Genomic DNA, 10,218 nt, shown 5'->3' on the forward strand with positions numbered 1-10,218 from the left:
TCCATGCCGAACTCAGTAGTGAAACGAAACAGCGCCGATGATAGTGTAGCATTTGCTATGTGAAAGTAGGACATTACCAGGCTTCAAATTGTAGAAAGCCCGAATTTAGCGATTCGGGCTTTTTTACGTCTGCAGGAAAGTGAAATGTGAGGAAATAACGTACAGCTCACGCCATACACTCCCAGTAATATCCCTTATTTCACTCAAGTGTCTACAACTAGAAAGAGACATAGCCACATAAAGCTATGCTTATATAACTTCTATCATCCTACTTAAAATGCATATAAAGCCAGAAGCTAAATAAACTCCTTTAAATATCGCGAATTTTTGCGGCAGGNCAACAGTATTAGCCACTACATTTTTTGTAACCACAGCACCTGCACCCACAATACTGTTCTCACCTATACTTACACCCGCTAAAATAATTACACCTGCGCCAATCCATACGTTATTACCTATTACAATAGGTGCTGCAAAGTTTTCTTTATTTAGCCTTTCTGTTGGATTAGTAGCATGTGATACCGCCAAAAGCTGAACGTTCGGACCTATTAAGCAGTCATCACCAATGGTTATTGAGTAATCAGGTAATGGTGAGTCGAGTAGTGTGCAATTAATATTTATAAAAGTACGATCACCAAGAACTATTTGATTGCCGTAATCGCAATGAAAACCTGATTCTATAATTACTCCATCGCCCGACTTTAAAAATAACTCCTTGATACGTTTTAAGTTTCCTTTACTCGGGCTCTTATTAAATAAACGGCAGGTTTCACCTGCTTGCTTTCGCTGTGCTAAGTATTCTTTACTGATACTATTAAATGACTGCATTGTATTTATCTTTATAACTTAATTAGTTATAGCTTACCGTACTTTTAGTTTTATTATTATTAGAATAAAACTGTGTTTTTTTTGCTCGTTCACTTGCCATTTAGGTTGTTTCGTTTAAAATTGCATAACTTTCGAAACGAAACTTAATTCACGAGCTTTATGACTAAACGAAACACACAACAGCGTCGTCACAATATACTGGTTCAGGTTAATAAACTAGGTGAAGTAGTTGTTGAAAAGCTAGCTGAACAGTTTCAAACATCTGAAGTAACCATTCGAAAAGACTTAACCTCGCTTGAAAAAAGTGGGCTATTACTTCGCCGCTATGGTGGTGCTATTGCACTGCCTAAAGAAATTGTTAGCGATGAAATAGATTCAAAGCGTAAAGTAGCTATCGCAAAGGCTGCCGCAACGCTTATAAAAGATCATAACCGTATTATTATTGATAGCGGACGCACTACAGCTGCGATGATCCCTGAACTTGCTAATAAGCGCGGTCTAGTTGTTATGACCAATGCAATTAAAGTCGCTAGTCGTTTATTAGCACTTGAGAATGAGCCGACACTTTTGATGACCGGTGGAACCTGGGATCCTCATTCAGAGTCGTTTCAAGGGCAAGTTGCCGAAAGTGTATTGTGTTCTTACGATTTTGATCAGCTTTTCATTGGTGCCGACGGTATAGATGTAAAGCGTGGCACAACAACCTTTAATGAGTTAGTTGGCTTGAGCCAAGTTATGGCAAAAGCCGCCCGTGAAGTAATAGTAATGGTTGAATCTGACAAGATTGGTCGAAAAATACCTAATTTAGAATTACCGTGGAAAATAGTAACCACATTAATAACCGACAATGGCTTAGCAGAGGATAAACGCAAAGCAATTGAGGCATGTGGTGTAAAACTAATTTGCGCAGAGATTATTGAATAGTGACTATTTCGTGAGTTGCTAAAATTAAAAAATTAATGGAGACACTATGTGTGGAATAGTTGGGGCAGTTGCAGAACGTCCAGTAAATAGAATACTAATTGAAGGGCTTAAGCGCCTTGAATACCGTGGTTACGATTCAGCAGGCGTAGCATTGCTTAATGGCAACACACTTAATACTGTTAAAGCCGTAGGCAAAGTGGTTAACGTGGAAGCCGCGCTAGAAAAATCAGGCGTTAGTGGTCATACAGGTATTGCACACACACGCTGGGCAACACACGGTAGCGTTACAGAAGCAAATGCTCACCCACATGTATCAAACAACCAGTTAGCACTTGTGCACAACGGTATTATTGAAAACCACGCTACGCTTCGTGAAGCATTAAAAGCCGATGGTTACGAGTTTTTATCGCAGACTGATACAGAAGTAATGGTGCATTTAATTCACCAACTTCGTAAGCAACACACAACGTTACTTGCCTCTGTACAAGCTGCTGTTAAACAGTTTGAAGGCGCTTTTGGTACCGTTGTATTTGATAAAGATAACGACAACGAAATTATAGTAGCGCGCTCTGGTAGCCCTCTTGTTATTGGTCTAGGCCTTGGCGAAAACTTTATTGCGTCTGATCAGTTAGCACTATTACCTGTTACTCGCAGCTTTATATTTTTAGAAGAATGCGACGTAGCACGTATTACACGTGACACAGTAGAAATTTTTGATGCAGACGGTAACGCAGTTGAGCGTGACGTGATTGAATCAAACATTACGCAAGATGCATCAGGTAAAGGCGATTATCGTCACTACATGCTAAAAGAAATTTACGAGCAGCCACTTGCTGTGCGTAATACGCTTGAAGGGCGTTTAAACGATGACCGCGTAGCAATTGATGCCTTTGGCGACAGCGCACAACAAATATTTAAAGACGTAAAACATGTACAAATTATTGCCTGTGGTACGTCTTACCATTCAGGTATGGTTGCGCGTTACTGGCTTGAGCAATTTGCGGGTGTTAGCTGTAATGTAGAAATAGCTTCTGAATTTAGATATCGTCAGTCGTTTGTACATGAAAACAGCCTACTTGTTACTATTTCTCAATCGGGTGAAACAGCCGATACGCTAGCTGCATTACGCCTAGCTAAAGAGCAAGGTTACATGGCATCAATGACCATTTGTAACGTACCTAGCTCATCGCTTGTACGCGAATCTGACCTTGCTTTTATGACTAAAGCGGGTGCTGAAATTGGCGTTGCATCGACTAAGGCTTTTACTACGCAATTAGTTGGTTTGTTAATGCTTACTGCGTCTATCGCGCAAGAAAAAGGCCTTGATCAAAGTGCGATTGTAAATGCTATAAAAGTACTTCCTGCTAAACTTGAAGAAACATTACTACTAGCTGATGGCATTGCAGACCTTGCAGAAGAGTTTGCCGACAAACAGCATTCATTATTTTTAGGTCGTGGCTCGCAATATCCAATTGCAATGGAAGGCGCGCTTAAACTTAAAGAAATTTCGTATATTCATGCAGAAGCTTACGCCGCTGGTGAGCTTAAGCATGGTCCACTAGCGCTTATTGATGCTGACATGCCAATTATTGTTGTTGCACCAAATAACGAACTACTAGAAAAGCTTAAATCAAACGTAGAAGAAGTACGCGCACGTGGCGGTATTATCTATGTGTTCGCAGATAAAAATTCACACTTTGAGTCAGACGACACAATGCGTGTAATCAACGTAAACCACACTGACGACATTATTGCGCCAATTGTTTACACATTGCCATTACAGCTACTGTCGTACTACGTAGCTGTAATTAAAGGCACTGACGTTGACCAACCTCGTAACTTAGCTAAATCGGTTACTGTTGAGTAAAATCAATAGGTTGGTAATTACTTGTTAAAGATAAAAAGGCGCTTAATGCGCCTTTTTTTGTACCTCAAAGCCTGTTAAATTAAAAATACACTACTTTCTAAAGGATTAGTCATGCGCTTATTAACCGCTGTTTTTATATGTAGTTTATTTATATTTTATTCTAGTAGCACACTTGCAGAGCCTGATTTAAAACAGCAAACCATTAGCTATACGCAACAAACACATACTATTAATTCAGCAATTTTAAATGAGCAACGTACCGTTGTAGTCCAGCTTCCAAAGAGTTATCAAGCTAATCCAAACAAAGTTTATCCGGTCATTTATCGCCTTGATGGCGCGGGTAATATACCGCTTGCTAGTGCTGTTATTGAGCGCTTACAAAATGATAATCGTGCGCCCGAGGTTATTATTGTCGCTATTGAAAACACTAATCGATTAAGAGATTTATATCCAACGGTGAATAAAGAGCCACAAGGTCCAGTAGGTGAAGGCGGTGGTGCTGCAAAGTTTTTAGCATTTATTGAGCAAGAACTTATGCCCTTGATTAATAAAAGTTATCGTACGCATAACTTTAATGTAATTGCTGGGGGCTCAGCAGCAGGCGTGTTTGCACTTTATACTATGCAAGCTAACCCTGAGCTTTTCCAAGCGCATATTGCTTACAGCCCTGCGGTTTGGTGGAACTATGGCGCATCGGTAAAAAGTACAAAATCGTTTATAGCTAAAACGAAAGAGCTTAACAGTTACGTTTACATCAATATCGGCGAAGAAAGCGGCATAATGCGCGAAAGGTACGATGAACTACAGCAAGCTATGCAATCGCATAAAGTGCTAGAGCTACGCTTCTTTAGTGATGCGTTTGATGGTGTCTCGCATAACCTGACTTCCGTTGCTGGTGCATTTAACGCCTATCACAACTTATTTTTGCCTAAACAAATGTCCATAAATGATTTAACTGACGATGTAGCCTCTATTGATGCTTATTATCAAAACTTATCTCAACAATGGGGTGAGCAAATATCGCCACCAGATCGCGCTGTTAGATCATTAGGTTATAATCTAACGGGTAGCAAGCAATTTAACCGTGCTATTGAAGTGTTTAAATACAATATAAAAAACTATCCAAAATCAGTCGATGCGCTTTCTGCTCTATCTTATGGCTATGAAATGCAAGGCGATACCCGTCAAGCGCTTGAATATATGGAATCTGCTTTAGCGATTGCTGACGACTCATATCCTTACATAAATTACTTAAAAGAAACAAAAGCTAGGTTGCAGGCAGAGTTTGATAAGCGTAACTTGGTTTTTTAGTTACAGTTAAATAAAATCGACGCGCAAGCGTCTTTTTATTAGTTGTAGCTAAATTTTATTTAAATCACTAACCCCTACTTAATATGAGTTAAATACGCTAAAATTGCAGGCTACATTTTTTAGCAATGAGCCCGTAATATTCATGACCTCAGCAACAAGCCATAGCACATTTACCGAACTTGGCCTTATTCCAGAGCTATTAGCTCGTTTAACCGATTTGGAATATACCCAGCCTACGCCAATTCAAGCTAAGGCTATACCTAATGTGCTTGCCGGCAGTGATTTAATTGCAGGGGCAAATACTGGCTCAGGTAAAACAGCAACGTTTGCGCTGCCAATGCTACAAAAAATGTTTGTTGAACAAGGTAGTAAAAGCACAGCGAGCAAAGGCAACTTTGTAACAGGGCTTATTTTAGTACCTACTCGTGAGCTTGCTACGCAAGTAGCCGATAGCGTTAAATCGTATTCTGCAAATTTTAATGGTGCAATTAAAACGGTTGCTGTGTTTGGTGGTGTATCGGTTAATACACAAATGCAGGCACTGCGCGGCGGCGCCGATATTATTGTAGCAACACCCGGGCGTTTACTCGATTTAATCTCAAGCAATGCTATTAAGCTTGATAAACTAAATACGCTTGTACTTGATGAAGCCGACCGTATGCTAAGCCTTGGCTTTACCGAAGAGCTTGCTGAGTTATTAGCGTTAATGCCTGCTAAAAAACAAACTATGTTGTTTTCAGCTACTTTCCCTGAGCAAGTTAAGCTATTAACACAAGATCTATTAAATGACCCTGTTGAAATACAAGTTCAAAGCAAAGACGAAAGCACCTTAGTACAACGTGTTTTTACCGTAAATAAAGGCGAGAAAACCACTGTTTTAGCGCATTTAATTAAAACGCATAAATGGCGCCAAGCGCTGATTTTTGTAAACGCAAAAAAAGACTGTGAGCACTTAGCCAGTAAACTTGAAAAACGCGGTGTTAACGCACAAGTATTCCATGGCGATAAAGGTCAAAGTGAGCGTACTCGCGTAATTGAAAAATTTAAAGCGGGCGAAATTGAAGTACTTATCGCAACCGATATTGCCGCACGTGGTTTAGATATTGAAAAACTGCCAGTGGTAATAAACTTTAATCTACCACGCAGCCCATCTGATTATATGCACCGTATTGGTCGAAGTGGTCGTGCGGGCGAAGTAGGCTTAGCATTATCATTAATTGATTATGAAGACTTTCATCACTTTAAAATAATCGAGAAGAAGAACAAGCTACGTCTTGAACGTGAGGAAGTAACAGGCTTTGCCGTTAACCAAGCTAATCTTGATGCTGCACAGGCGCTTAAAAATGAAAAGCCAATGGCAAAACCAGAAGGCACCGGTAAGAAAAAGAACAAAAACAAAGCCGATGATATAGATGATGTATGGAGTGGCTGGAGAAAAAAATAGCTTTAGCGTTATATTGAGTTATTAAATTCGAGTCATTAAAAAACCCTGCAAAATATGCAGGGTTTTTTATTGGCTCTAGTTTATTTGCTATGCGGCAAATTAAAAGTCAGTTGGAGCCGGTGGCACTGTTAAAGGTTGTTTAGGATTAGCTTTAAGCTCATCTAACAGCTCTTGTACGGCGCGCTCTATAGAAGGGTCTTGCCCTTTATAGATTAACTCTGGACGGTCTATTACTTTGATGTCGGGCGTAACACCTTCGTTTTCGATTATCCAGTTACCTTGATTGTCTAATACACGGAAGGTCGCTGCGATCACTTGCCCACCATCTACCAGACTTGGGTTGCCAGAAATACCAATTAACCCTCCCCACGTGCGCGTGCCAATGAGTTTACCTAAACCCGCTTGGCGGAAGTAGTATGGAATAGCATCCCCACCTGAGCTTGAATAGCCGTTTATTAGCATAGCTTTAGGACCATCGTGAGCAAACTGAGGTGTTTTTGTTGGCTCTACACCTCGGCGCTTCCAATAATTTAAAGGTTTGCGCGCTAACCACGTGATCATGTGTTCAGGAATAAAACCACCCCCATTGTATCGGTCATCAATAATCATGGCGTCTTTTGTCGTTTGCGGCATGTAATTTTTAAACATGGCGCGGTTACCCTCGTATGCCGTATTTGGCAAGTGCACGTAACCAATGCGACCATTCGATAACTTATCAACGTAGGCTGCACGTGAGTTAACCCACTCTAGGTAACGCAGACCTTGCTCACTTGCTACTGGTTTTACAATTACTTGCCATGCTCCTTTACTGCGTGGTTTATTGTTAAGCATTAACTCAACTTGCTCACCTTGAGTGTTCTCAAGTAGTTCGTAAAAGTTAGCAACGTCTTTTACAGAGCGTCCATTAACAGTAATTATGTAATCGCCGTTGTGGGCTTTAACGCCTGTGGTTCCCAGTGGTGAGCGAAAATCATCATGCCAGTTTTCACCTTGAAAGATCTGTTCAATTTTTACATAACCAGATGGATCGCTAGCGAGAGTTGCACCCAGTAAGCCATGGTTTTTACGTTCTGCTTTTGGCATATCGCCAGATTGAACGTAAATATGACCGGAATTAATTTCGCCTGCAATTTCGCTAAGAATGTAATCTAGGTCACTACGATGGCTAATAGCATCAGCCATAGGCTGGTATTTAGCTAAAATAGCATCCCAGTCTTGTCCATGATGATTTTCGTCGTAGAACCAGTCGCGCAGTGTGCGCCAACCTTCTACATACATTTGTTGCCATTCTATTTGTGGATTAATTTTCAGCGTCATTTTGCTTAAATCTAGCTTATTAGCCTCTACATCTTGTTTTGGCTTGGGCTCAATTAAGCTGTAATTGTTACCAGCATGAACCAGTATATGTTCGCCATTAATTGAAATAGTGTAATTGCTTACGCCTTCAGCGACTGTTTCTAGCTCACTGTCGTGCTCGGTGCCAATAAGTTGTAAACCACCATTGGCAAGAGTAAGTACGCCGTCTTTTACTGCGGTTAAGCCACGGTAATCGCCCGCAGGGGCATTAAGTGCGGTAACACGCTGCATAAAGTCACTGCTTTGTAGTGCGTTTTTAACTTTTTTGTCGTCTTCTTTTTCTTCATCTTTATCTTTTACAATAGTGGTTTCGTCACTTTGTAATGCAATAAGTGGCTTTATGCTATCGTTTACCGCAGCTGCATAAATACGGGTCGCGCGGTTAAACATGTAGTCAAATTCATAGCTGCTAAAGGTAAGGTTAAAGTCGCGCTCTGAGCTAAAGTACAGGTATTGGCCATCTGGCGAAAAGGTTGGATTTTGCTCATTGGTCATTTCGTCGGTTAAACGCGTTATTTTTTTCTTGTCAATATTGTAGTGCCATAACGAAGCGTAGCGATTTTCGTTATTTTTAACGTAAATAATATCTTCGCTATTAGGTGACCAAATGTACTGGCGTATTCCTTCTTCATCATAGATAGCGGTATCAATTTTATGTTGTTTACCCGATTTTACATCTAACCACCACAGCGTATGATTCTTGTCTGCAAACAGTAATTTAGAACTGTCTGGCGACCAAATCGGGGTAAAGCGCCAAATTGTAGCATTGCTTGTTAATTGCTTAATGGCATTGTTTTTACTGCGATCTTTGAGATAAATTTCGTACTCGCCGGTTTCATCGCTCATGTATGCAATGTAACGACCGTTAGGTGACCAACTTGCGTCAATTTCTCTTCCTTTTTGAGTATATGAAAGATTGCGCGTTGGTCCTTGTTTTACGGGAACGCTAAAGAGTTCGCCACGTGCTGTAAACAGTGCACGTTTGCCATCGTGAGAAATCGACATAGACTCAATAAAGTCGCTTACATTTTTACTGTACGGCATTGCATATTGACGAACGCCAGCAATATTGATGCTTAGCTTGGTGCTTTTTTCTGTTTTTGGAGCAAAGCGATATAAATAACCACCGTTTTCGTACACAACCGCATTTGGGCCAGCCGAAGGCCAAAGCACGTCAAAGTTTTTATAGTTTGTAAGTTTTTTAGGCTCACTACCTTTGCGGTATTGATAAAGGTTTAAGGTGTAATCGCGGTCAGACACAAAATAAATATTATCGCCAACCCATGTAGGCTGATGATCGGTTGCTCGGTTTGTAGTGAGTTGCTCTGAGGTATTATTTTTTAAATCATAAATCCATACGTCTTGTGCGCGACCACCGCGAGTACGTTTCCATGTACGAAACTCGCGATCTATAGGTGTATACACATACTTACTACCATCGAGTGAAAGCATACCGCCGCCCGTTTCTGGAATGGCTAAAGGCTGCTCAAGNCCGCCGTCTGCAGGAACCATATAAGGGCGGCCCATACGTTTCCCCCACGGTGTGCGGTTAGCGCGAAATACTACATTTTTGCCATCGGCTGTCCAATCTAAAACGCGGTAATCAAAGCCACCACGTGGTGGCATTGGACCAACATCGTTGTAATAAGTAAGTTGCTTTAGGCCTGAACCATCGCTGTTGATCACATAAATTTGGCGGCTNTGCCGTTATACTCGGCCGAAAATGCAATGCGCTTACCATCTGGAGAAAACTTAGGGAATGTTTCAAAACCAATATGATCGGTTAAACGTTTGCTTTCGCCTGTTTGCGTATTAGCAATATAAATATCGCCACTGTAAACAAAGGTCACGTTTTGGTTATGAATATCTGGAAAGCGTAGTAAGCGAGTGTCTTTAGTTTCATAGGCCGATACGCTCGGTGCGATAATCGCAGCCAAGGCAAGAGCCAATGTTGTTAGTTTTTTCATGGGATTACATCCTATATTAAAAGCGGTTACATCATAACAATAAGGTTATAAATAGCGATGCACTTGCGATAAAAGGCCTGTTACAAAATGTGAATAAAAAAGGTTGGCATTAAATGCCAACCTTTAAGAACGTTTATATTATGTTGGGTTTTAAATTAATGGTCGTGATCGTCTTCTTCTGCAATACCAAGCCAAGTAATAGCGCTAGGAGCAAAAGTTAGCTCTAGTTCACCTTCAACCTCTAAGTCTTCTAGGTGTACTTGCACTATGTGTTGAGCAATTGGGTCGGCAATATAAGCAAACTGACCATTTTGCGCCACTGTCATACTAAAACTCATGCCTTCAGGCATTGTGGCTACATCTTCTTGTGTAATATCAACTTGACCTTCAAGCTCCCAATGCATTTCGCCGTCATGATCATGTGCACTAAGTACATTTAAAAAGCCTAAGCTGTCGAGTACTAAAAAGTGCTCGCCATTTGCAGAAAATGAATAGGAAACAGCACTAGCACCATCGGCTAG

5 protein-coding genes and 2 pseudogenes are annotated in these 10,218 nt (G+C 40.8%); 4 read left to right on the top strand and 3 right to left on the bottom strand.

The genetic code is table 11. The features are described from left to right. Positions 1-249: 249 nt before the first annotated feature. Positions 250-828 carry a sugar O-acetyltransferase gene (locus tag L647_RS0111500; protein WP_024611233.1) on the bottom strand — a complete coding sequence of 193 codons (579 nt, stop codon included), beginning with the start codon at positions 826-828 and terminating at the stop codon, positions 250-252. A 159-nt stretch (positions 829-987) separates the two neighbouring features. Between L647_RS0111500 and L647_RS0111505 the strand changes: the two genes are divergently transcribed. The 4 genes from L647_RS0111505 (at position 988) to L647_RS0111520 (ending at position 6,374) form a co-directional block, all read left to right on the top strand. Continuing rightward, on the top strand, positions 988-1,752 hold the full coding sequence (locus L647_RS0111505) for a DeoR family transcriptional regulator (RefSeq protein WP_024611234.1): 765 nt from the start codon (positions 988-990) through the stop codon (positions 1,750-1,752). Between the two features lie 46 nt (positions 1,753-1,798). After that, positions 1,799-3,619, top strand: coding sequence for a glutamine--fructose-6-phosphate transaminase (isomerizing) (glmS, locus tag L647_RS0111510; RefSeq protein ID WP_024611235.1), 1,821 nt, complete (start codon positions 1,799-1,801; stop codon positions 3,617-3,619). Positions 3,620-3,730: 111 nt separating this feature from the next. Further along, positions 3,731-4,930 carry an alpha/beta hydrolase-fold protein gene (locus L647_RS0111515; RefSeq protein WP_024611236.1) on the top strand — a complete coding sequence of 400 codons (1,200 nt, stop codon included), beginning with the start codon at positions 3,731-3,733 and terminating at the stop codon, positions 4,928-4,930. A 142-nt stretch (positions 4,931-5,072) separates the two neighbouring features. Continuing rightward, on the top strand, positions 5,073-6,374 hold the full coding sequence (locus L647_RS0111520; protein ID WP_024611237.1) for a DEAD/DEAH box helicase: 1,302 nt from the start codon (positions 5,073-5,075) through the stop codon (positions 6,372-6,374). A 99-nt stretch (positions 6,375-6,473) separates the two neighbouring features. Here L647_RS0111520 and L647_RS01000000124095 read toward each other — a convergent pair. Continuing rightward, positions 6,474-9,697, bottom strand: a pseudogene (locus tag L647_RS01000000124095) (S41 family peptidase). A gap of 155 nt (positions 9,698-9,852) precedes the next feature. After that, a pseudogene (locus L647_RS0111530) lies at positions 9,853-10,218 on the bottom strand (5-methyltetrahydrofolate--homocysteine methyltransferase); the annotation flags it as partial.

This window comes from Pseudoalteromonas sp. TB64, assembly GCF_000498095.1.
GTDB lineage: Bacteria > Pseudomonadota > Gammaproteobacteria > Enterobacterales > Alteromonadaceae > Pseudoalteromonas.

Excerpts from the sequence above, each read along its gene's own strand:
- glmS (WP_024611235.1), top strand. The coding sequence starts at position 1,799 with ATGTGTGGAATAGTTGGGGCAGTTGCAGAACGTCCAGTAAATAGAATA.
- L647_RS0111515 (WP_024611236.1), top strand. The coding sequence starts at position 3,731 with ATGCGCTTATTAACCGCTGTTTTTATATGTAGTTTATTTATATTTTAT.
- L647_RS0111520 (WP_024611237.1), top strand. The coding sequence starts at position 5,073 with ATGACCTCAGCAACAAGCCATAGCACATTTACCGAACTTGGCCTTATT.
- L647_RS0111505 (WP_024611234.1), top strand. The coding sequence starts at position 988 with ATGACTAAACGAAACACACAACAGCGTCGTCACAATATACTGGTTCAG.